General features: G+C 70.8%; 17 protein-coding genes. 10 read left to right on the top strand and 7 right to left on the bottom strand.

What is annotated here, in order from left to right:
• Positions 1–130 precede the first annotated feature (130 nt).
• The gene (locus ACWD1U_RS34230) at positions 131–1327 is read left to right on the top strand and encodes an MFS transporter (protein WP_451113253.1); all 1197 of its coding nucleotides are present in this window, start codon (positions 131–133) and stop codon (positions 1325–1327) included.
• A gap of 6 nt (positions 1328–1333) precedes the next feature.
• Positions 1334–2605 (top strand): acyltransferase family protein, encoded by a 1272-nt coding sequence (locus ACWD1U_RS34225; protein ID WP_451113252.1) that lies wholly within the window; start codon positions 1334–1336, stop codon positions 2603–2605.
• 63 nt (positions 2606–2668) lie between these two features.
• Here the strand turns inward: ACWD1U_RS34225 and ACWD1U_RS34220 are convergent, their stop codons facing one another.
• Positions 2669–3862 carry an MAB_1171c family putative transporter gene (locus ACWD1U_RS34220; protein WP_451113251.1) on the bottom strand — a complete coding sequence of 398 codons (1194 nt, stop codon included), beginning with the start codon at positions 3860–3862 and terminating at the stop codon, positions 2669–2671.
• Between the two features lie 292 nt (positions 3863–4154).
• On the opposite strand from ACWD1U_RS34220, the gene ACWD1U_RS34215 reads away from it, so the two are divergent.
• From ACWD1U_RS34215 to ACWD1U_RS34195, 5 genes are all read left to right on the top strand, one after another.
• Entirely contained in the window at positions 4155–6242 is a 2088-nt protein-coding gene (locus tag ACWD1U_RS34215; RefSeq protein WP_451113250.1) for a thioredoxin domain-containing protein, read from the top strand.
• A 147-nt stretch (positions 6243–6389) separates the two neighbouring features.
• A complete protein-coding gene (locus tag ACWD1U_RS34210; protein ID WP_451113249.1) occupies positions 6390–7679 on the top strand; it encodes a glycosyltransferase in 1290 nt (429 codons plus the stop codon).
• Positions 7676–9325, top strand: coding sequence for an ArnT family glycosyltransferase (locus tag ACWD1U_RS34205; RefSeq protein WP_451113248.1), 1650 nt, complete (start codon positions 7676–7678; stop codon positions 9323–9325). Before ACWD1U_RS34210 ends, ACWD1U_RS34205 begins: the two co-directional genes overlap by 4 nt.
• Positions 9322–10515, top strand: a complete 1194-nt coding sequence (locus tag ACWD1U_RS34200; RefSeq protein ID WP_451113247.1) for a glycosyltransferase — start codon at positions 9322–9324, stop codon at positions 10513–10515. The genes ACWD1U_RS34205 and ACWD1U_RS34200 overlap by 4 nt, the downstream gene beginning before the upstream one ends.
• A complete protein-coding gene (locus tag ACWD1U_RS34195; protein WP_451113246.1) occupies positions 10512–12917 on the top strand; it encodes a galactose oxidase-like domain-containing protein in 2406 nt (801 codons plus the stop codon). The genes ACWD1U_RS34200 and ACWD1U_RS34195 overlap by 4 nt, the downstream gene beginning before the upstream one ends.
• On the opposite strand, the gene ACWD1U_RS34190 is transcribed toward ACWD1U_RS34195, so the two are convergent.
• The 4 genes from ACWD1U_RS34190 to trhA all read right to left on the bottom strand — a co-directional run bounded on the left by ACWD1U_RS34190 (position 12914) and on the right by trhA (position 16675).
• Positions 12914–13639, bottom strand: coding sequence for a Mut7-C RNAse domain-containing protein (locus ACWD1U_RS34190; RefSeq protein ID WP_451113245.1), 726 nt, complete (start codon positions 13637–13639; stop codon positions 12914–12916). The genes ACWD1U_RS34195 and ACWD1U_RS34190 overlap by 4 nt on opposite strands.
• A gap of 33 nt (positions 13640–13672) precedes the next feature.
• A complete protein-coding gene (locus tag ACWD1U_RS34185) occupies positions 13673–14299 on the bottom strand; it encodes a TetR/AcrR family transcriptional regulator (protein ID WP_451113244.1) in 627 nt (208 codons plus the stop codon).
• Between the two features lie 5 nt (positions 14300–14304).
• Positions 14305–15852: a DHA2 family efflux MFS transporter permease subunit gene (locus ACWD1U_RS34180; protein WP_451113243.1), complete on the bottom strand. Its 1548-nt coding sequence runs from the start codon at positions 15850–15852 to the stop codon at positions 14305–14307.
• Between the two features lie 109 nt (positions 15853–15961).
• On the bottom strand, positions 15962–16675 hold the full coding sequence (trhA, locus tag ACWD1U_RS34175) for a PAQR family membrane homeostasis protein TrhA (protein ID WP_451113242.1): 714 nt from the start codon (positions 16673–16675) through the stop codon (positions 15962–15964).
• Positions 16676–17001: 326 nt separating this feature from the next.
• Here trhA and ACWD1U_RS34170 point away from each other — a divergent pair, with 326 nt between their 5' ends.
• Complete coding sequence (locus ACWD1U_RS34170; protein WP_451113241.1) at positions 17002–18831, top strand: phosphoenolpyruvate carboxykinase (GTP); 1830 nt, start codon at positions 17002–17004, stop codon at positions 18829–18831.
• A 382-nt stretch (positions 18832–19213) separates the two neighbouring features.
• Here ACWD1U_RS34170 and ACWD1U_RS34165 read toward each other — a convergent pair whose 3' ends face one another.
• Both ACWD1U_RS34165 and ACWD1U_RS34160 read right to left on the bottom strand, forming a co-directional pair.
• The gene (locus ACWD1U_RS34165) at positions 19214–19636 is read right to left on the bottom strand and encodes an SCO4983 family protein (protein ID WP_451113240.1); all 423 of its coding nucleotides are present in this window, start codon (positions 19634–19636) and stop codon (positions 19214–19216) included.
• A gap of 112 nt (positions 19637–19748) precedes the next feature.
• Complete coding sequence (locus tag ACWD1U_RS34160; RefSeq protein ID WP_451113239.1) at positions 19749–20960, bottom strand: pyridoxal phosphate-dependent aminotransferase; 1212 nt, start codon at positions 20958–20960, stop codon at positions 19749–19751.
• A 126-nt stretch (positions 20961–21086) separates the two neighbouring features.
• Here ACWD1U_RS34160 and ACWD1U_RS34155 point away from each other — a divergent pair, with 126 nt between their 5' ends.
• Together ACWD1U_RS34155 and ACWD1U_RS34150 are read left to right on the top strand one after the other, a co-directional pair.
• Entirely contained in the window at positions 21087–21815 is a 729-nt protein-coding gene (locus ACWD1U_RS34155) for a hypothetical protein (protein WP_451113238.1), read from the top strand.
• A 162-nt stretch (positions 21816–21977) separates the two neighbouring features.
• Entirely contained in the window at positions 21978–22904 is a 927-nt protein-coding gene (locus tag ACWD1U_RS34150; protein WP_451113237.1) for a S1 family peptidase, read from the top strand.
• Positions 22905–22947: the final 43 nt, after the last annotated feature.

The raw sequence follows: 22947 nt of genomic DNA, 5'->3' as shown, positions 1-22947 counted from the left end.
CCAGCCCGGCCCGGCGACCGTCCGGCCCGGCGACCGTCCGGCCCGGTCACCGTCTGATTCCGTGACCGACTCACCCCGCGACCCCCGATCCCGCGTGGCGACCGACCCGCACGACCGAAGGTGTACACCCATGCCGTTCCGACTTGCCGCCCTGATCCTCGCGATCTTCTGCGTCGGCACCGCGGAGCTGTCACCCAGCGGCATGCTGGACGATCTCTCCGCCGACCTCACCGTGAGCCTGGCCATGGCCGGCCTGCTGGTGACCGCGTACGCGTTGACGATGGTGGTCGGCGGCCCGCTGGTCACCGCGCTCACCACGCGCGTACGCCGCAAGCCGCTGCTGGTGGGCCTGCTGGCCGTCTTCGTCCTGGGCAACGTCGTCTGCGCCCTGGCGCCCAGCTTCGGCGTGCTGATGGCCGGCCGGGTGCTGACGGCGGTGGTGCACGGCACCTTCATGGCGGTGTGCGTCGTCACCGCGGGCGGCATGGTGGGGGAGGGCAAGGGGGGCGCCGCCGTCGCGGCCACCCAGCTCGGGATCAACCTCGCCACCGTTCTCGGCGTGCCCATGGGCTCCTTCCTCGCCCAGCACTACGACTGGCGGGCCCCGTTCGGCATCGTCGCGGCGCTGGCCACGGCGGCCGTCGGCCTCGTCCTCGCCTGGGTGCCCGACACCCCCACCCCGACCGTGACGGCCGCCCACGAGGCACGGGTGTTCCGCCGCCCGAACGTCTGGGGCACCGTGGGCGCCACCGCGCTGTGCTCCGGCGGCATGTTCACCCTGATCACCTACATGGTGCCGCTGCTGACCGGCGTCGGCCGTCTCCCCCGGCACTGGGTGCCCGCCGTACTCCTCGCCTACGGCGTGGGCTCAGTCGTGGGCAATCTGCTCGGCGGGCGGTACGCGGACCGCGGCGTCGACCGGGCCGTGGGACAGCTGTCCTGGGTCCTGGTGGCCGTTTGCCTGCTCGTCTGGCTCCTCGCCCCCTACCCGGCGGGCGGCGCCCTCGCCCTCGTGCTGTTCTCGCTCGCCACCTTCGCCCTGATCCCCGGCCTCCAGACCAAGGTGCTGGCCGAGGCTGCCGACGCGCCCACGCTGTCGCTGACCGCCAACATGTCCGCCTTCGGACTGGGCGCCGCGCTCGGGTCGTGGACCGGTGGCCTCCTCACCGACTCCGGCTTCGGTATCCGTGCCGTGCCCCTCGGTGCCGCCGCGCTCACCGCCTCCGGCGCGCTGCTCGTGCTCGGCCTGCGCCGCGCGTCCCGGCGTGTCCCGGCCGGCCGCACCTCGCACGCCCTCCCCATCGCCCTTCCGACCTCCGAGAGGTGAGCCGTGGTGACCGCGCCACACGATGCCCCGCCCGGCCGGAACCCCGTCCCGATCGCCGCTGAAACCCCGTCCGGACGCCCGGCGCCCCTGCCCTCACTGACCGGCCTGCGGTTCATCGCGGCAGCCCTGGTCTTCTTCTTCCACTCCTCCTTCTTCGAGCCCCTGACGAATCCCTTCGCGGACCGCGACCTGGCCGATGGGTTCCAGTGGCTGTTCAGCAAGGCGGGCTGGATGGGGGTGTCGTTCTTCTTCGTGCTGAGCGGCTTCGTCCTGACCTGGTCGAGCAGGGGGGACGACACGGTCGTCGCGTTCTGGCGCCGCCGACTGCTCAAGATCTTTCCCAACCATGTCGCCTTGTGGGCGCTGGCGATGGTGCTCTTCGCCGGGGCGGCGACCCCGCTCACCGCGTGGCTGCCGAACCTCTTCCTGATCCATTCCTGGTTCCCGCAGCACGGCATCTACATCAGCGTCAACGCACCGAGCTGGTCGCTCTGCAGTGAGCTGCTGTTCTACCTGGTCTTCCCCTTCCTCATCCGGCCGGTGCGGCGCATCAGGGCGGAGCGGCTGTGGGCCTGGGCCGGTGCCATGGTGGCCGGCATGGTGGCCCTCCAAGTCGCCGTCGACCTGCTGGTGCCGGCGCGGCCGCGCACCCCGGAGGGGTTCCCCATCTCCTCCCTCCAGTTCTGGCTCGGCTACAACTTCCCCCCTGGCCGCCTGTTCGAGTTCGTCCTCGGCATGCTGCTGGCCCGGCTGGTCCTCGCGGGCCGGTTCCCGCGCGTCCCCCTCGCACACGCGCTCGCGCCGGCCGTGGCAGGCTACGCGCTGGCGCTTAACGTGCCGTTCCTGTACGGATTCACCGTCGCCACCATCGTCCCGGTCGGTGTGCTGGTGTGCGCGGTGGCCGCGGCCGACATCCGCGGCGAGCGCACCCTGCTGAGCGGTCGCGTGATGCGGTGGCTGGGGGAGGTGTCCTTCGGCTTCTACCTCGCCCAGTACGTGGTTCTCTACTACGGCCGGACCCATGTGCTGCACAACAGGACCTACGGCCTGGTCGGTGGCGTGCTCGAACTGCTCGTTCTGCTGCTGGTCACGCTGGCTCTGGGCTGGCTGCTGATGGTGTGCGTCGAACGTCCCGTCATGCGCCGGTGGGCCCGGCCCCGCGGGCGCACGCCGCGGACACCCGCCGAACCGGTCGTCGTGTCGCCCGCGGCGGTTCGCACCGGGGCAGCCCGCACACCGGCCGGGGACGGCGAGAAGGAGCCGGTGCCCACGGCCTGAGGACCCCTGAGGGGCCCGGAGGTCTCCGGGGAGGCGACCAACAGGCCGGGGCGGACGCGGCCCTCAGCCGCGGGCGCCGTGAGAGGCGTTCCCCGACCCGCCGGGGCGAAGGTCCCGCAGCCCGCGGGAGAGAGCGATCAGGCCGGCCAGGTCGCTCTCGTAGTCGGCGTCGCGGCTGCCCCCCGGGGCCGCCACGAAGACCGACGGCTCCGGTGCCGCGGCAGCGGCGCGGTCCGCCTCACCGCGCAGCCGCAGCGACCGGTCGACCAGGCGCACGAGGTCCGGCCCGGCCGCCGGCGGGGTCTTCTCGCCGGCCGTCTCCTGCGACGCGCGGTGCAGATAGGGGCTGAGCCGGGTGAGTCCGTCCCGGCACTCCACATACCTGCGGTACACGGCCGAGGTGTAGTCCAGGGGCGGCAGCCACCGGCGGCCCCGGCGCTGGTCGAGTACCAGCTCCGGATAGAAGTCCACCAGCCGCTGCCACAGCTCCTCCAGCTCACGGAACCTGGCCCGGTGGACGGCGCGCTCTCGCAGGAACTGAGCGGCGCTCGCGAAGCACGGCAGGCTCAGCCCGGCGCACACCACGATGGTGGCCACCTGGCCGAAGAGGAAGATGTTCGGATAGGTGAAGTGATGTCCGTACCCACGGCACGCAGGGCAGTTGACCCACAGGATCCGTAAGACGCAGCTGAGGGAGAGCCCGAGGAGACCGGCGGAGACGGTACCCAGGGACGCCCGGAGCAGCGGCCGGCGGCTGCTGAGGGCGTGCCGCGTGGCGAGCAGGGCGCACGTGGTGTAGCCGTAGACCAGATAGGAGCCGCCGATGTCGTAGAACGCGCGCACCTGCCAGTGGTCCAGGTACGGCAGCGTGAAGGTGTGGTTACGCAGGTCCGGCGGCGTCAGTGCGGTCACGCAGGCCATCGCGGTGAGGCAGAACAGACAGAACACCACCTCCCACCTGCGCCACAGGGTCCGGCGCTGCAGCGGATGCTCGCGCAGGAAGCCGACCATGAGGCAGAGCCCGGTCAGGATCGCCACGTTGTAGGCGAGCTTCGTGAACCCGGTGAAGACAAGGCCGTCCAGCAGTGCCGGATCGGACAGCTGGGCCGGCACGTTCCCCGCGCCCAGCAGGAAGAGCGACAGAGACAGTTGCAGCCGCATCGGGGCACGGAAGCGCTGCCGGATCAAAAGCGGAAGCGTCCACGCCGTGCCGCCGAGCAGCGTGATGACGGCCAGCAGATTCACCGCGTTCTTCACATCAGCCCGCCCACGGGAGCACGGTCGCGGCACTCCTGTCCCTCGCGGCGCCGGGCGGAGGTACCCGCACAGCGCGTTCCCGCACTCCGCATCCATCGGCCTGACACGCGTCCCCCTCGTTGCCGAGCCCTGTGACGAGGTCCGCATCGCGACGCGCCATCGAGTGCATGCCGACCCCGAGCAAGGTACGGCGGCCCCGTAGCGGAGCACAAACCCAGCGTGAGCGGAACGAGCAGAGCGCGGCGTGGTGTGCTGACCGGCCTCGTCGGGGTACTGCGGCAGGATGGACACCATGCCGAACCGACTGGCGCACGAGACGTCCCCCTACCTCCTTCAGCACGCCGACAACCCCGTCGACTGGTGGCCCTGGTCGGCGGAGGCCTTCGAGGAGGCCCGCGAGCGGAACGTGCCCGTGCTGCTCAGCATCGGCTACAGCAGCTGTCACTGGTGTCACGTGATGGCACACGAGTCCTTCGAGGACCAGGAGACCGCCGAGTACCTCAACGCGCACTACGTGAGCGTGAAGGTCGACCGCGAGGAGCGGCCCGACGTCGACGCCGTGTACATGGAGGCCGTGCAGGCTGCGACCGGGCACGGCGGCTGGCCCATGACCGTCTTCCTCACCCCGGACGCCGAGCCCTTCTACTTCGGCACGTACTTCCCGCCCGCCCCCCGCCAGGGCATGCCCTCCTTCCGGCAGGTGCTCCAGGGCGTCCACCAGGCGTGGGAGGACCGCCGGGACGAGGTCACCGAGGTCGCCGGGAAGATCGTCCGCGACCTGGCCGGGCGGGAGATCTCCTACGGCGACGCCCGGACCCCCGGCGAGGAGGAACTCGCGCAGGCCCTGCTCGCGCTCACCCGGGAGTACGACCCGCAGCGCGGCGGATTCGGCGGGGCGCCGAAGTTCCCGCCGTCCATGGTGCTGGAGTTCCTGCTGCGCCACCACGCCCGCACCGGTGCCGAGGGCGCCCTCCAGATGGCTCAGGACACCTGCGAGCGCATGGCCCGCGGCGGCCTCTACGACCAGCTCGGCGGCGGCTTCGCGCGGTACTCCGTCGACCGTGACTGGGTCGTGCCGCACTTCGAGAAGATGCTGTACGACAACGCCCTGCTGTGCCGGGTCTACGCCCACCTCTGGCGCGCCACCGGTTCCGAACTCGCGCGCCGGGTCGCTCTGGAGACCGCCGACTTCATGGTGCGCGAACTGCGCACGAACGAGGGCGGGTTCGCTTCCGCGCTGGACGCCGACAGCGAAGAGGAGGTGCCGCGCGAAGCGCGTCTTCAGAAGGGTGGTGACGGGCGACGGGAGGGCGGGACCGGCAGGCACGTCGAGGGCGCGTACTACGTGTGGACGCCCGGCCAGTTGCGCGAGGTTCTCGGCGAGCAGGACGCCGACCTCGCCGCCCAGTACTTCGGCGTGACCGAGGAGGGCACCTTCGAGCACGGTCAGTCCGTCCTCCAACTGCCCCGACCGGACGGCCTGTTCGACGCCGGGAGGATCTCCTCGATCCGGGAGCGGCTGCTCGCGAGCAGGGCCGAGCGGCCCGCGCCCGGCCGGGACGACAAGGTCGTCGCCGCCTGGAACGGCCTCGCGATCGCCGCGCTCGCCGAGACGGGCGCCTACTTCGACCGTCCCGACCTCGTCGAGGCCGCCGTCACCGCCGCCGACCTCCTGGTCCGGCTGCACCTCGACGAGCAGGCCCGGCTCACCCGCACCAGCAAGGACGGCCACGCCGGCGCCAACGCCGGTGTACTGGAGGACTACGCCGACGTGGCGGAGGGCTTCCTCGCGCTCGCGTCCGTCACGGGGGAGGGCGTCTGGCTGGAGTTCGCCGGGTTCCTCCTCGAACACGTCCTGACCCGCTTCACGGACCCGGAGTCGGGCTCGATGTACGACACGGCGGCCGACGCCGAGCGGCTGATCCGCCGCCCGCAGGACCCGACCGACAACGCCGCCCCGTCCGGCTGGACCGCGGCGGCCGGTGCCCTGCTGAGCTATGCCGCGCACACCGGGTCCGAGCCGCACCGCACGGCCGCCGAGAAGGCCCTCGGGGTCGTCAAGGCGCTCGGGCCGCGCGTGCCCCGCTTCATCGGCTGGGGGCTCGCCGTCGCCGAGGCGGCGCTCGACGGGCCCCGCGAGGTGGCGATCGTGGGGCCGGCCCTCGACGACGAGGGGACGAGGACCTTGCACCGCACGGCACTTCTGGGCACCGCGCCCGGTGCCGTGGTCGCTGTCGGCGCCCCGGAGAGCGAGGAGTTCCCGCTGCTCGCGGACCGTCCGCTGGTCGGCGGTGAACCGGCCGCGTACGTCTGCCGTAACTTCACTTGCGACGCCCCGACCACGGAACCTGACCGGTTGCGTGCGGTGTTGAACGACTGAAGTCGGGAATCGACGGAAACACGCTCTTTATGTGAACAGCCCCCACACTTCACAGTTCCCCCTTAATCTCTGCACAGTGACGTGACGGATGAAGCCGCACCGGCGCACCGTCACGATGCGGGGGTTCTGGGATCTGGGGGGATCTGTTTGCTGACGTCTGTCTTCATCGCTGCCGTTTCACTGGCCCTGTTCTGGATGGCGGCGTTCACACTGTGGTGGCAGATGCACGCCTGGCGCACGCCGGAAGTGCTCGCCTCGACGCGGTTCAGCAGTCCGGACGGGGACGAGCACGTCTCCTTCTCGCTGCTGCTGCCCGCCCGGCACGAACAGGCGGTGCTGGACCACACGATCCAGCGGCTGCTGGAGTCGAGCCACACCGACTTCGAGATCATCGTGATCGTCGGGCACGACGACCCGGAGACCACCGCCGTGGCCGAGCTGGCCGCGGCGCGTGACTTACGGGTGCGTGTCGTCGTCGACACGCACGAGAAGAAGAACAAGCCGAAGGCCATGAACACGGCCCTGCCGCACTGCCGCGGCGACGTCGTCGGTGTCTTCGACGCGGAGGACCAGGTCCACCCCGAGCTCCTCGCGCACGTGGACCACGCCTTCCGCACCACGGGTGCGGACGTCGTCCAGGGCGGGGTGCAGCTGATCAACTTCCACTCCAGCTGGTACAGCCTGCGCAACTGCCTGGAGTACTTCTTCTGGTTCCGCTCGCGGCTCCACCTGCACGCGCAGAAAGGTTTCATTCCGCTCGGCGGCAACACCGTCTTCGTCCGCACGGACGTCCTCAGGGACGCCGGCGGCTGGGACCCGAACTGCCTCGCCGAGGACTGCGACCTGGGCGTGAGGCTCTCCAGCGTCGGCAAGAAGGTCGTCGTCGCCTACGACTCCGACATGGTGACCCGGGAGGAGACCCCGGGCTCGCTGATGTCCCTGCTGAAGCAGCGCACCCGCTGGAACCAGGGGTTCCTGCAGGTGTACCGGAAGAAGGACTGGAAGCAACTGCCCACCCTCGGGCAGCGGCTGCTCGCCCGCTACACCCTGATGACGCCGTTCATGCAGGCCTTCACCGGCCTGATCATCCCGCTGAACGTGGCGATCGCGCTGTTCCTGGACGTGCCCGTCGGCATCGCCTTCATCACCTTCCTGCCGGCCGTCACCGCCCTGGTCACCTTCGTCTTCGAGATCGTCGGACTGCACGACTTCGGCAGGCAGTACGGGCTGCGCGTCCGCTTCGCGCACTACCTGAAGCTGATCGTGGGCGGCCCCTTCTACCAGGTCCTGCTCGCCGGGGCGGCCGTCCGTGCCGTATGGCGTGAGCAGCGCGGCCGCAACGACTGGGAGCTGACGACCCATGTCGGCGCGCATCTCGGCGAGACGGCCGTGAACCGGCAGGACGTTCCCGCGACCCGAGAGGACGTTCCCGCGTGACCTCCACCCTTCCCGCGGTGACCACTGCCAAGGTCCCCGCGCAGCGCCGGCCTGCGTCCGGCACCGGTGCGCACCGACGGCCGGAGCCGCCGAGCCGGCTGCGCTCCTCCCGCGCCGACCTGCTCCTGTGCGGTGTCCTCCTCGCGGCGATCCTCGTCGTGCAGGGCTGGAACATCGCCGACTACCCGGCCCTCAGCGACGACGAGGGCACCTACCTCGCCCAGGCCTGGTCGGTCCAGCAGGGCAACGGCCTCGCCCACTACACCTACTGGTACGACCATCCGCCCCTCGGCTGGATCCAGATCGCCGTACTGACCTGGATCCCCGCGCTGATCAGCCCCGAGTCGATGACGGTGGGCACCATGCGCGCCGCGATGCTGGTGATCAGCGGCATCAGCGCGGTCCTGGTCTACATACTGGGCCGCCGCCTCGCCCTGCCCCGCTGGGCGGCCGCACTCGGCATGGTGTTCTTCGGCCTCTCGCCGCTGTCGGTCGTCCTCCAGCGGGAGATCTTCCTCGACAACCTCGCGGTGATGTGGACGCTGCTGGCCTTCACTCTGGCCGCCTCCCCGAGCCGCCACCTCTGGCACCACTTCGGCGCGGGGATCGCGGCCGCCACAGCCGTCCTCACCAAGGAGACGATGCTCGTCGTCCTGCCCGCCCTGTTCCTCACCATGTGGCGGCACAGCCACCGGGACACCCGCAAGTTCGCCCTCACCGGAGCCGTCACGGCCTGCGCCCTGATCGGTTTCTCGTACCCGCTGTTCGCCCTGCTCAAGGGCGAGCTGCTGCCGGGCAGCGGGCACGTCTCCCTCTGGGACGGCGTCAAGTACCAGATGACCCGGCCCGGTTCGGGCTTCATCCTGGACCAGGGCTCCGGCTCCTGGGGCGTGCTCCAGTCGTGGCTGTACTACGACAGGGTCCTGCCACTGGGCGGCCTCGCGGGCGCCCTGCTGCTGCTCGTCACCTGGCGCTGGTCGGTCACCGCCCGCGCCCTGGCCGGACCCGCCCTGGCAGTCGCGATCTTCGCCGCGCTGGCCCTGCGCCCGAACGGCTACCTGCCCGCGATGTACGTCATCCAGGCCCTGCCGTTCCTCGCCCTCGTCCTCGCCGGAGGAACCGCCTCCGTCGCCCACGCGGTACTGAGCCGCTGGCGCTCGGCGGCGGAGAAACGGTACGTCAGTGTGGGCCGGTACGCGCTCGCCACGGTCCTCGCCCTCGCCGCCGGCGCCTACGTCGCACCGCACTGGTACGACGGTGCCCGCACCGCCGTCACCACCGACGCCAACGCCCCCTACAGGGCCGCCTCCGAGTGGCTGGCCACCGAGGTCGAGGACCCGGAGCACACGCGGGTGCTGGTGGACGACGCCCTCTGGCTCGACCTGGTGCACCAGGGCTACCGGCCGGGGCTCGGCGTCATCTGGTTCTACAAGGCCGACCTGGACCCGGCGGTGATGAAGACGATGCCGCGCGGCTGGAAGGACCTGGACTACGTCGTCGCCTCGCCGACCGTACGGCGGGACGCGGCCGACCTGCCCAACGTCAAGGCCGCCATGGAGCACTCGAAACCGGTCGCCACCTTCGGCACCGGCCCGGACCGCATCGAGATCCGCCAGATCCAGACGTCCGCCGGAGGCACGCGATGAGCCAGGAGTCCACCGTCCCCGGCGAGGTCGTCGAGACCGCCGGGATACCCGAACCGGGCGCCGTCACCATCGTCGTACCGACGTTCAACGAGTCGGCGAACGTACGGCAGTTGCTCCGCCAGATCACCGAGGCCGTCCCGGCCCGGCTGCCCTGCGAGGTCGTCTTCGTGGACGACTCCACCGACGACACGCCCGAGGCCATCGAGAAGGCCGCGCAGGACTGCCCGTTCCCGGTGACCGTGTTACACCGTCAGGAGCCGGTGGGCGGGCTCGGGGGAGCGGTCGTCGAGGGACTGAAGGCGGCCACCTCCGACTGGATCGTCGTCATGGACGGCGACTGCCAGCACCCGCCGTCCCTCGTGCCCGACCTCGTCGCCACGGGCGAGCGGGCCGGCGCCGGGCTGGTCGTCGCCTCCCGGTACATCAAGGGCGGCAGCCGGGCCGGGCTCGCGGGCAGCTACCGCGTGGCCGTCTCGCGCGGGGCGACCTGGCTGACCAAGGCGCTGTTCCCGCGCCGGCTGCACGGCATCAGCGACCCGATGAGCGGCTTCTTCGCGATCCGCCGCAGCGCGGTCACCGCGGAGGTGCTCCAGCCGCTCGGTTACAAGATCCTCCTCGAGCTCGCCGTCCGCAGCCGCCCCCGTACGGTCACCGAGGTGCCGTTCGTCTTCCAGGACCGGTTCGCCGGGGAGTCCAAGTCGACCGCGCAGGAGGGCTTCCGGTTCCTGCGTCACCTGGCCGGGCTGCGCGCCGCCTCGCCGGTCGCGCGCATGGTCGGCTTCGGCCTGATCGGTCTCACCGGCTTCGTACCGAACCTGCTGGGCCTGTGGGCGCTGACCGCCGTCGGCATGCACTACGTACCGGCGGAGATCCTCGCCAACCAGCTCGGCGTCGCCTGGAACTTCCTGCTCATCGAGCATCTGCTGTTCCGCGAGCGGCGCCGGCACCGCAGCTGGTGGGACCGGGCCGGCCGGTTCACGCTGCTCGCCAACGCCGATCTGGTGCTGCGGATCCCGCTGATCGCCGTGTTCGTGCACCAGTTCCACCTGGGCGTGCTGTCCGCCACCGCGCTCGCGCTGGTGACGACGTTCGTCCTGCGCTTCGCGGGGACCGAAGCGCTGGTCTACCTGCCGCGCCGGGGACGTGAGAAGCCGGCGCGTGACAGCCGCACCGCAAGGAGGGTCATGTGAACAAGTACCGGAGAAGGACCGCACTCGCCGGCGTGGGCGCGCTCACGGCAGGCCTCCTGCTGACCGCGCCCCAGCCCGCTTCGGCCACCAACCTCATCAAGAACCCGGGCTTCGAGACCGCCGGCGCCGGCGACATGCCGTACTGCTGGGAGAAGTCCGGCTGGGGCGACAACGACTTCACCTTCACCACCACGGCCGACGCGCACACCGGCGGCAAGGCCATGAAGGTCGAGCTGACCCGCCGCGTCGAGGGCGACCGCAAGGCGCTGATCACCGAGTCCGCCGCGTGCGCGCCGGTGGTGACGCCGGGCAAGCAGTACGACCTCCGCCTCTGGTACAAGACGACCACCCCGGACGCCTCGGTCACCCTCTTCCGGCACGACGCGACGGCCGGCTGGCAGTACTGGACCGATCTGAAGACGCTGAACCTGGCGGGCGACTGGACCGAGGCCACGGTCCGCACGCCCGAGGTCCCGGCCGGCACCGACCGCATCTCCTGGGGTGTCTCCGTCTACGGCACCGGCTCCGCCACCACCGACGACTACACGATGGAGCAGGTCACCGACCCGGTCCCGCCGCCGGACTGCACCGGCACGGCGGAGCAGTGCGCGAACGGCGAGTGGGACGTGCTGCCCACGCGGAACCCGGTCCGCTCCGTGCACTCCGTCGTCCTCCACAACGGCAAGGTGCTGCTCATCGCGGGCTCCGGCAACGACGAGTCGATGTTCGAGGCCGGTACCTTCACCTCCGCCGTCTACGACCCGGCGAACGGCTCCTACAAGGTCGTCCCCACGCCGAAGGACATGTTCTGCGCCGGGCACGTGCAGCTCCAGGACGGGCGCGTGCTGGTGATGAGCGGCAACAAGGGTTACCCGTCGGCGGACGGCCGCGTCGGCTACCAGGGCTACAAGGACTCGTACGTCTTCGACCCGGAGACCGAGACCTACACCAAGACCAACGACATGAACGACGGCCACTGGTACCCGTCGGCCACGATCCTCGGCAACGGCGACGTCATCTCCTTCGGCGGACTGCGCGAGGACTCCACCGGCTCGGTCACCGCCGAACTGTTCTCCCAGGCCGAGCAGCGGTGGCAGCCGACCTGGAAGGTCAACCAGACCTGGTCGTACTGGGGCCTGTACCCGTCGATGATCCTCATGCAGGACGGCCGCCTCTTCTACTCGGGCAGCCATGTCTTCGGCAACAACATCCCCGGCACCGGCTCGGCGATCTACGACTACGACGCCAACACCATCACCCAGGTCCCGGGCCTTCAGAAGAAGGACGAGCGCGACCAGTCGGTCAGCGTGCTGCTGCCCCCGGCGCAGGACCAGAAGGTCCTCACCATCGGCGGCGGCAACATCGACTCCAACCCGGAGGCGAACCGCCTGACCGACATCATCGACCTCAAGCAGCCCGACCCCTCCTACGTCGCCGGGCCGCCGATCCCGCACGGCACGGTCGACCTGGGCAACGGCCCCGTCCCGCAGACCGGGGATCAGGGCAAGATGTACGTCTCCGCGGTGCTGCTGCCCGACGGCAAGGTGCTGGAGACGGGCGGCGCGCTGCACAACCGCGCCAACCCGGTCTTCGAGACGTCGGTCTTCGACCCGGAGACGGAAACCTTCGCCCCGGTCGCCGTCGACCCCGAGGCACGCGGCTACCACTCCTCGGCGTTCCTGCTGCCCGACGGCCGCGTGATGACCACCGGCGACGACCCGGGCAACGGCTCCTGGAACCACGACGTGTCGGTCTACAGCCCGCCCTACCTGTTCAAGGGCGAGCGCCCCACGATCACTTCGGTGATCGACACCGAGTGGACCTACGGCGACACCCAGCGGATCACCGTAGACCGGCCCATCGCCAAGGCCGAGCTGATCCGCCCGGCCGCCGTCACGCACTCCTCCGACCCGAACCAGCGGTTCGTGGACCTGCCGCTGTCCGTCGACGGCGACAACGTCGACCTGAACGTGACGAGCAACCCCGATCTGGCCCCGCCCGGCTGGTACATGCTCTTCGCGGTCGACGCCAACGGGGTGCCGTCGGTGGCGAAGTGGGTGCACCTCCAGGGCCCGCGGGCCCTCAAGGCGACGGACGCCTCGGCCCATGTCCACGACTTCGCCGGCGCCCCGAAGGGCAAGGTCGCCGGGCCCGGCGAGAAGCGAACGTCGCAGAAGGTCAGCCCGACGATCGCCGGCTGCGACCGTCACTACGGCTCGATCAACGTCTGCGTGCCGACGGACTTCCCCGCGAAGGTGAAGAAGACGACGGCCGCACGCTGTGAGTGGCTGAAGGCGAACGACTACGGCCGCCTGAAGGTCAACGGCAGGGACGATCCGCTGGGCCTGGACCGCGACGGGGACGGGATCGCCTGCGGCAAGAAAGACATGAGGAGGAGTTAGCTTCCGAACTCGGTGAGGGCGCGCTCCACGATCGCCTCCAACTGCTCGTGGTGCGCGCCCTTCCAGTAGGCCCGGCCGCATTCCGTGCACTGCGCGAACACGTCGTACGTCGCGTGCGTGCCGTGCTCGAGCTGGTCCGCGACCTCGTCCTTGGTGGCCTTGCGCAGCGACCCGTTGCAGGCCGTGCACCGCGTCCAGGGCCGCAGTCGGGGCTGAAAGCGGTCCAGGACGTCCCGGAGCTGGTCCTCCGGACGGGTGCTGTAGACGAACGCCCCCGCCCACAACTCGCGGCGCCGCAGCAACCCCCGGTCGCGGCTCAGCATCACCCGCTGCTCGGCCGCCGAACGGGCCGCGAGCGCCGGGTCGCCGATGTCGGTCGACTCGTAGGCCGTGTCCACGCCGAGCAGGCGCAGCCGGCGGGCCAGCGTGCCGAGGTGCACGTCGAGAAGGAACCGCAGGGGAGCGCCCGGCACCTGCTGGGGGCGCGCGACGGGCCGCACGGTCACCGACTCGCCGGCCGCCGGGACGTGCGAGACGGGCACCACGCGGCCGTCCACGACCAGCGCGCCCACCTCGGTCAGCGGCACGCCGAGGGACTCGATGACATGGCCGAGGCTGGAGACGCCGTCGGTGGCGGCCCGAACGGTTCCCGACCGCCGGGCCCGGGGGACGAAGACGTGCAGCTCGGGGGCGAACTCGACGTGGATCTCGGGACCGTTCACCCGGTCAGGATGACACGGCGGCGGGCGCCGGCCTCAGGGTTTTCCGGTGGGCAGGCCGTGTTCCAGGACGTTCAGAGCGCGGTCGACGAGATCCCGGATGTCGTCCCGGTGGCCGGTCTCGGCCCAGTAGTGGGAGGCCTCCAACAGGCCGCCCATGACGGACATGGCGAAGACCCGCAGCTCCAGGCTGTCGGGATCGAGCCCGGAGCGCTCGGCGAGGCCGGCGCGGAGCAGTTGGCCGGCCGCCGCCATGCTCTCCATCATGCGGGCGCGGACGGCGGGCACCTCGACCCCGAGCCGGGTCCGCAGCCGGGCCACCTCGGGTTCCTCGGCGAGGCTCAGGTCGAGGGCCGTACGCATCACGTGCCGCAGGACATCGGCCCACGACTCGTCCGACGGCCGCGTCCGCAGCTCTTCCATCATCACCGGGTCCCATTCGTCGGTGATGACGATGTCCTCCTTGGTCGGGAAGTACCGGAAGACGGTCGACGGCGACACCTCGGCCCGGTCGGCGATCTGCTCGATCGTCGTGGCGTCGTAACCCTGCTCCTCGATCAGCGCGTAGGTCGCGGCGCGGATCGCCTGGCGGGTCTTGATCTTCTTCCGCTCCCGGAGTCCCGGTTGAGGGCGGTCGGCGGGGGTGGTGCGTGGGGCCGTCATGAACGTCATTGTCGGGCATCGGCCTCGGGCTCGGCCATGGTCGGGGTGCCGTCCTCGCCGTCCGGGGCGGTCCGGGTGTCGGGCAGGAACGCCCCGGCGAGCAGCGCGGCGACCAGGGCCGCGACGCCGCACACCAGCAGGACGACGCCCATGCCCTGGATGTAGGCGCTGTTCGCGGAGGCGGCCAGGCCGGGAGCGCCGGTGCGCTCGGCGACGAGGTGCGCGGCGACCACGGACTCCTCGGCGGTGTCGGCGGCCGGGGCGGGCAGTGCGGTGACGTCGAGCCGGTCCCGGTAGGCGCCCGCGAGCAGGCTGCCGAGCAGGGCGATGCCGACCGCGCTGCCCACCTGGCGCAGGGTCATCAGGAGCCCGGAGCCGCTGCCGGCCCGGTCCGCGGGCAGCGCGGCCAGTGCCCCCTCCATCGCCGGGACCACCGCGAAACCGAAGCCGATGCCGGTGAGGGTCAGCCACAGCGCGGTGAAGCCGTAGCCGGAGTCGGCCGCCGTCCGGCTGCCGAGGAACGCGGCGAAGGCCAGCACCACCAGGCCGCCGCTGACCACCGCGCGGGGACCGAACCGGGCCACGACCGGCTGGGAAAGGCGCGCGGCGACGATCAGCCCGCCCATCATCGGCAGCAGTCGCAGTCCGGTGCCGAGGGCGTCGTGGCCGAGGACGGCCTGGAGGTAGGACGGCAGCAGGAACAGCAGACCCGCCAGGACGAAGGTGACCAGGGTCGCCGTGAGCCCGTTTACGAGGAAGCCGCGGTGGCCGAGCAGCTCCATGTCGAGCATGGGCCGCTCCGCCCTCCGCTCGCGCACCACGAGCCCGGCCAGCAGCACCACCGCGCCGGCGAGGGACCCGGCCACCAGAGGGTCGCCCCAGCCGCGCGCGGGTGCCTCGATGATGGCGTAGACGAGGACGCCGAGTCCGGCCGCGACGAGCGCCGTCGCGACGGTGTCGACCCGGGGGGAGGCCGGGTCGCGCGTCTCCGGGAGCAGGAAGAGGCAGGCCGTGATGCCGATGCCGACCATCGGGACGTTGACCAGGAAGACCGAGCCCCACCAGAAGTGGTCGAGCAGCCAGCCGCCGAGGATCGGGCCGAGCGGCATACCGAGCGCGGAGGCGGCCGACATGACGCCGATGGCCTTGGACCGCTCATCGGGTTCGAACAGCGAGGGCAGCACGGACAGGGCGAGCGGCATGACCAGTGCGCCTCCGACGCCCATCACGGCACGGGCGGCGACCACCCAGGCCACGTCCGGGGCCAGGGCGCCCGCGACCGAGCCGGCGAGGAAGATCCCGAGGCCGGTGACCAGCATCAGCCGCCGTCCGAACCGGTCGCCCAGCAGCCCGGCGGGGAGCATCAGCGCGGCGAAGACGACGACGTAGGCGTCGGCCATCCACTGTTGCTCGCCGGTGGTCGCGCCGAGATTCTCGGCCATGGTCGGCAGCGCGACGTTGAGGATCGTCATGTCGAAACCGAGCGTGAGCATGCTCGCGACCAGGGCCCCCAGGGCCCACCAGCGACGGGGGTCGGGCGTGATGACAGCCATGAATGAGAGTAACTCTCAAAAAGTAGTTACTGTCAATCCTTGGGATTTTTCCAGGCACGCAAAAGGCCACGGCTCGCCGAGCCGTGGCCGGGGAGGTCGAGCGCGGGGCTCACCCGTGCTGGTACGCCACCAGGGAGATCCCCACGTAGTGCGCGACGAAGGCCGCCAGGGTGAAGGAGTGGAACACCTCGTGGAAGCCGAACCAGCGCGGTGACGGGTTGGGGCGCTGGATGCCGTAGACCACGCCGCCGACGCTGTAGAGCACACCGCCGACGATGATCAGGACGAGGACGGCGACGCCGCCGGTGCGCATGAAGTCGGGCAGGTAGAAGACGGCCGCCCAGCCCATCGCGATGTAGCACGGGGTGTAGAGCCAGCGCGGGGCGCCGACCCAGAAGACGCGGAAGAGGATTCCGGCCGCCGCCGCGGCCCAGATGCCCCACAGCAGCCACTGACCTTTGGCGCCGGGCAGCAGCAGCATGGCCAGTGGCGTGTACGTGCCCGCGATGATCAGGAAGATGTTGGCGTGGTCCAGCCGGCGCAGGACGCGGTCCATGCGCGGGCTCCAGTCGCCCCGGTGGTACAGCGCGCTCACGCCGAACAGCAGGCAGGCGGTCATCGCGAAGATGCCGCAGGCGACGCGTCCCCTGGTCGAGTCGGCGAGGGCGGTCAGCACCAGGCCGGCGACCAGAGCGGCCGGGAACATGCCGAGGTGCAGCCAGCCACGCAGCTTGGGCTTCACCGGGTGTGGCAGCGAGAGCGCCACGGGACCACTGCCGTCGGCCGGCGTGTCCGAGGGCGCGTCGGGGGCGAACGCAGTCATGTCCGAATGGTAGCTACGGAACCGTAAGTGACGTGTCAGTCGCATGGCTCGGCCCACGAAGAGTGGCCATCCTCTCACTCTGACCGAACGTGGTGACGCAAACGGACGGTCCGGTGAACGCAACGTGCACGTAAAGCGGCGCGAGAAACCGTGGCGATCCTCACGTTGCTCACCTGTGCGCTCCTCTGGACAGATGGGCGCTCACGTCGGATGATCAAATGAGTGCGGTCGGCACCGGATGAGCGCCGAGATTCACCGTGAAGCATCCGGGTCGCAGCCCCCACGGGGCCTCCACATCACAAAAAATCCCTCATTTAGGAGCAATCGTGGCGCGCGACATCGCGGCTCCCACCGTCCCCACCACTCATCAGGGGCTGATCTCGTGGGTCACCGAGATCGCAGAACTGACGCAGCCGGACAACGTGGTCTGGTGTGACGGATCCGAGGCCGAGTACGAGCGACTGTGCGAGGAGCTCGTCCAGAAGGGCACCTTCCGGAAACTCGACCCGATCAAGCGCCCCCACTCCTACTACGCGGCCTCCGACCCCACCGACGTCGCCCGCGTCGAGGACCGGACGTTCATCTGCTCCGAGAAGGCGGAGGACGCGGGCCCGACCAATCACTGGAAGGCCCCCGCCGAGATGCGGGAGATCTTCCAGGGCTCCGGGGGCCAGGGCGGCCTGTTCCGCGGCTCGATGCGCGGCCGGACCATGTACGTCGTGCCCTTCTGCATGGGCCCGCTCGGCTCGCCGCTGTCCGCGCTCGGCGTGGAGATCACCGACTCCGCGTACGTCGCCGTCTCCATGCGCACGATGACCCGCATGGGCCAGGCGGTCCTGGACGAGCTCGGCTCCGACGGCTTCTTCGTCAAGGCCGTGCACACACTCGGTGCTCCCCTGGAGCCCGGCCAGGAGGACGTCCCCTGGCCCTGCAACACGACCAAGTACATCTCGCACTTCCCCGAGGACCGCGAGATCTGGTCCTACGGCTCCGGCTACGGCGGCAACGCCCTGCTCGGCAAGAAGTGCTACGCCCTGCGCATCGCCTCCGTCATGGCGCGTGACGAGGGCTGGCTGGCCGAGCACATGCTCGTCCTCAAACTGACTCCGCCGCGCGGCGAGTCCAAGTACGTGGCCGCGGCCTTCCCGAGCGCCTGCGGCAAGACCAACCTCGCCATGCTGGAGCCGACCATCCCGGGCTGGACGGTCGAGACCATCGGCGACGACATCGCCTGGATGCGCTTCGGAGAGGACGGCCGGCTCTACGCCATCAACCCCGAGGCCGGCTTCTTCGGCGTCGCCCCCGGCACCGGTGAGCACACCAACGCCAACGCGATGAAGACGCTGTGGGGCAACTCGGTCTTCACCAACGTCGCGCTGACGGACGACGGCGACGTCTGGTGGGAGGGCATGACCGAGGAGCCGCCCGCCCACCTCACCGACTGGAAGGGCAACGACTGGACGCCCGAGTCGCAGACGCCGGCCGCGCACCCGAACGCCCGCTTCACCGTCCCGGCCTCGCAGTGCCCGATCATCGCGCCGGAGTGGGAGGACCCCAAGGGCGTGCCGATCTCGGCGATCCTCTTCGGCGGCCGCCGCGCCACCGCCGTGCCGCTGGTGACGGAGTCCTTCGACTGGAACCACGGCGTCTTCCTCGGCGCCAACGTGGCCTCCGAGAAGACCGCCGCCGCCGAGGGCAAGGTCGGCGAGCTGCGTCGCGACCCGTTCGCGATGCTGCCGTTCTGCGGCTACAACATGGGCGACTACATGGGCCACTGGGTCGATGTCGCCAAGGGCAAGGACCAGTCGAAGCTGCCGAAGATCTACTACGTCAACTGGTTCCGCAAGAACGACGAGGGCAAGTTCGTCTGGCCCGGCTTCGGTGAGAACTCTCGCGTCCTGAAGTGGATCGTCGGGCGCCTGGAGGGCACGGCGGAGGGCGTCGAGACGCCGATCGGCGTTCTGCCGACGAAGGACGCCCTCGACACCGACGGCCTCGAACTGTCCGACTCCGAGCTCGACTTCCTGCTCTCGGTCGACAAGGAGGTCTGGCGCGAGGAGGCCGCGCTGGTCCCCGAGCACCTCAACACCTTCGGCGACCACACGCCGAAGGAGCTGTGGGACGAGTACCACGCGCTGGTGCGGCGCCTGGGCTGAGACAGCCCTCCACCGACGCCGCGGCCGGCTCCGATCGTGCCCTGACCAGCTACATCGTCACGGCCGGCCGCGGTAACAGCACCACCACGGGCAGGGGTCCGCACAACGGCGTGCGGGCCCCTGCCCGCGCCGTTGGCGTCGCGCCCCCTCGCGGTGCGACCCACGGCCCCGGCACGGTCGCCGCCGGGGAGCCGCTGGCCGTGCGCGGCCGTTCTCCGAGGGGCGGGGGACGGGGGATGACCGGGCGCTCCCGGTATTGCAACAGGAATGGAGAGCCCGGGCTCGGGTACCTGATGGCCCTCACGAAGGGGTAGGTGGCACCCGGTCCGCGCGTCGCTGCGGGTGCGCGCGGACCGGGGCCGTCAAAGGAGCCCCGAGGGGCTCAGCGGGACGCCAGCTCGCGCGGCTCCAGAGCCGCCGTGTGGGCGTCCATCCGCTCGGCGGCCAGGATCGCGGCCGCCGTGTCGGCACGGGAGGCGGCGACGACCAGCGCGCGGCCGGCCAGGGCGTGCGCCCGCCGGTGCAGGGCGGCGGCGCTGCCCTTGTGCCGAGTGCCGCTCATCGGGGCGCGAACCGGTGTCCGCCCCCCGCGCAGCCGGCCCACCTGCTCGGCGAGCCGCTCCGCCGCGGTGTCCAGGTCGGCCGAGGCCTCCGTCGCGCGCAGCTCGTCCGTGACGGCGAGCAGGGCGGCCAGGTGGCCCGAGAGCTGGATGTCCAGCTCTTCCTCACGGGAACGGTGGGGAAAGTCGGGGTTGGGGCCGTCCACCGTGCTGTGGACCGACTTGGTGCGGATCGGTTCGTACATGGGAGGGCCTCCTGAGCGCTGACAGGAAACCATCCTAGCTTGGATTTCGTCTAAAGTTGAGTTGTTCACAAGGCCGGACCGCCTGCACACGTACGGTGAGCGGGGCGTCCGGTCAGTGCTGGGAGTAGCCGTCCAGGAAGTGTCCGATCCGGCCCACCGCGTCCCGCAGGTCCCCGACCGTGGGCAGGGTCACCACCCGGAAGTGGTCCGGCTCCGGCCAGTTGAAGCCGGTGCCCTGGACGACCATGATCTTCTCGCGCCGCAGCAGGTCCAGGACCATGCGCCGGTCGTCCTTGATCTTGAAGACCTTGGGGTCGAGGCGTGGGAAGAGGTACAGCGCGCCCTTGGGCTTCACGCAGCTCACGCCCGGAATCTGGGTCAGCAGCTCGTGCGCCACGTCCCGTTGCTCGCGCAGCCGCCCGCCCGGCAGCACCAGGTCGTTGATCGTCTGACGTCCGCTGAGGGCGGCGACGACCCCGTGCTGCCCCGGCATGTTCGCGCACAGGCGCATGTTCGCCAGGATCGTCAGGCCCTCGATGTAGGAGTCGGCGTGCGCGCGCGGCCCGGAGATCGACATCCAGCCGACCCGGTAACCGGCCACCCGGTACGCCTTCGACATGCCGTTGAAGGTGAGGGTGAGCAGGTCGGGGGCGACGGAGGCGGTCGGGGTGTGCGTGGCTCCGTCGTAGAGGATCTTGTCGTAGATCTCGTCGGAGCAGACCATCAGGTTGTGGCGGCGGGCGATGTCGGTCAGGCCCTTGACCATCGCCTCGTCGTAGACGGCACCCGTGGGGTTGTTCGGGTTGATGATCACGATCGCCTTGGTGCGGTCGGTGACCTTGCGCTCGACGTCCGCGAGGTCCGGCATCCAGTCGGCCTGCTCGTCGCAGCGGTAGTGCACGGCCGTGCCGCCGGACAGGGAGACGGCGGCGGTCCACAGCGGGTAGTCGGGCGTGGGCACGAGGACCTCGTCGCCGTCGTCCAGCAGGCCCTGCATCGCCATCACGATCAGCTCGGAGACGCCGTTGCCGATGAAGACGTGCTCGACGTCGGTCTCGATGCCGAGGGTCTGGTTGTGCATGACGACGGCCCGGCGCGCGGCCAGCAGCCCTTTCGCGTCCCCGTAGCCATGCGCCGACGACACGTTCCTGAGGACGTCCTCCAGGATCTCGGGCGGGCACTCGAAGCCGAACGCCGCCGGGTTGCCGGTGTTCAGCTTGAGGATCCGATGCCCAGCCGCTTCCAGCCGCATCGCCTCCTCGAGCACCGGGCCCCGGATCTCGTAACAGACGTTGGCGAGCTTGGTCGACTGGATCACCTGCATGTCTGGGAGCTTACGGCCCGGTAACGCGTCCCGGGTCGTGTTTTCCGCCACGTGAGACGCGACGGTTTGAGTGGATATCGCCGCACGCTGTCCCACCAGCACCTCTGGTACCTAGAATGCGCCGCCATGTCCAAGCCATTCGACTACGCCGACGGAGCGACGGGCGGTGAGCCGCAGGGGCCGCCGGACGTGTACCTGCCGCAGGGCGCCGCGCCCCCGGCGTATGACGCGTACGCCGATCCGGCGGCGGCGCACGGCTGGCAGGACGTGTACGGGACCGCGGACCCGATGTCCGCCGGGGACGCCTCGTGGGGCGGCGACGCCGGCGACTCGGGCGGCGTGGGTGCCACCCGCGAGCTGCCCGCGGTGCCGTCGCCCGGCAGGTCCGGCGCGGGTCACCGCGCCCGGCGCCGGCCGGGCCGGCGCGTGCCCCGCGTGGCGGTGACCGCCGCTGTCGTGGGTGCCGTGTCGGTGGTCGCTCTCATCGCCGGGTTCTCCCTCTCGGGTACGCCCTCCGGCGGGACGAGAGGCGGCGAGGGCGGTCGCACGGGCCCGACGGCGCGGCAGTCGCCGACGCCGACGCCCGCGGGCACCGGTCCGGCCGCGACCCCTGACGTTCCGATCGCCGGTCGGCCGGGGGAATCTGACAGGCCGTCCAGCGTCGCGTCCGCGAGCCCGCCCGCCGCGCCGAGCAGGCCTCCGTCCGCCTCCGCCACGGACAGCGCGCTGCCTGCGGCCGGCAGCCCCGCGGCCGGCATCCCGACGGACTCCGCTCCCGCCGTCACTGCATCGGCACCCGGCAAGTCCGAGAGGAAACCCGGACGTGGTCCCGGCGGCACCAAGGGACCCAAGTGACCGGTCCGAAAGGGCCGTTGAGTAGGGTCGGACCGGACGCCGATATTCCGGTCGTGGAAACAGGTTCTTGTGCGGGCCGCCTTGCGACGATCACAATGCGCATGACAACAATGCGGGCGGCCGGAGGATTTCCGGCCGCCTCCGTCGCAAGAGGGGACCCCCATGAGAAAACCTCTCGCCGCCGCGTTCTGCGCCCTGGCGATAGCCGGGGCCGGCGCGGCCCCCGCGACTGCCGCCGATGCCGCCCCCACGGGCGTCGGCAAGGTCGCGGACACGGGCTCGGCCACGTCCGCCGTCTCGGACGTGGTCACGTCCGTGGAGCAGACGCTGTCCGGGCTCACCACCCCGTCGGCCAAGGGCGTGAACTTCGCCGGCACCGTCGCGCTCAGCAACTGCTCCGGGTCCGTCGTCCGCATGCCGGACTCCGAGGACAACGACCCGGCGCTGGTGATGACCAACGGCCACTGCCTGGACGGCGGCTTCCCCGCCCCCGGCGAGGTCCGCGTCGACCAGGCCTCCAGCCGCACCTTCGGCCTGCTCAACGCCTCCGGCTCGCGCGTCGCCACCCTGCGCGCCGCCAAGCTCGCGTACGGCACGATGACCGACACGGACGTCGCGTTCTACCAGCTCACCACGACCTACGGCCAGATCAAGAGCTCGTACGGCATCAGCGCGCTGACGCTGAACGACACGCACCCGGTCGCCGGCACCGCCATCAGCATCCCCTCCGGCTACTGGAAACGGATCTACAGCTGTGACATCGACGGGTTCGTGCCCACCCTGAAGGAGGGCGACTGGACCTGGAAGGACTCGGTCCGTTACACCTCCGCCTGCAACACCATCGGCGGCACGTCCGGCTCGCCCGTCGTCGACCAGGCGACCAACAAGGTCGTCGCCGTCAACAACACCGGCAACGAGGACGGCGAGCGCTGCACGGTGAACAATCCGTGCGAGGTCGACGCGAACGGCAACGTGACGGTCCGCAAGGGCATCAACTACGCCCAGCAGACCTACCAGATCCCGGCCTGCTTCGGCATCGACAACAAGCTCGACCTGAGCGCGAGCGGCTGCACGCTGCCCAAGCCGTAAGGCAAGGGGCCGGCCGGGCGGTCACGCGGGAGGAGTCCTGCGG

The sequence above is a fragment of the Streptomyces sp. NPDC002788 genome, assembly GCF_053592115.1.
The sequence above is the reverse complement of the archived record's forward strand: the minus strand, read 5'-3'. Positions and strand labels throughout refer to the sequence as shown.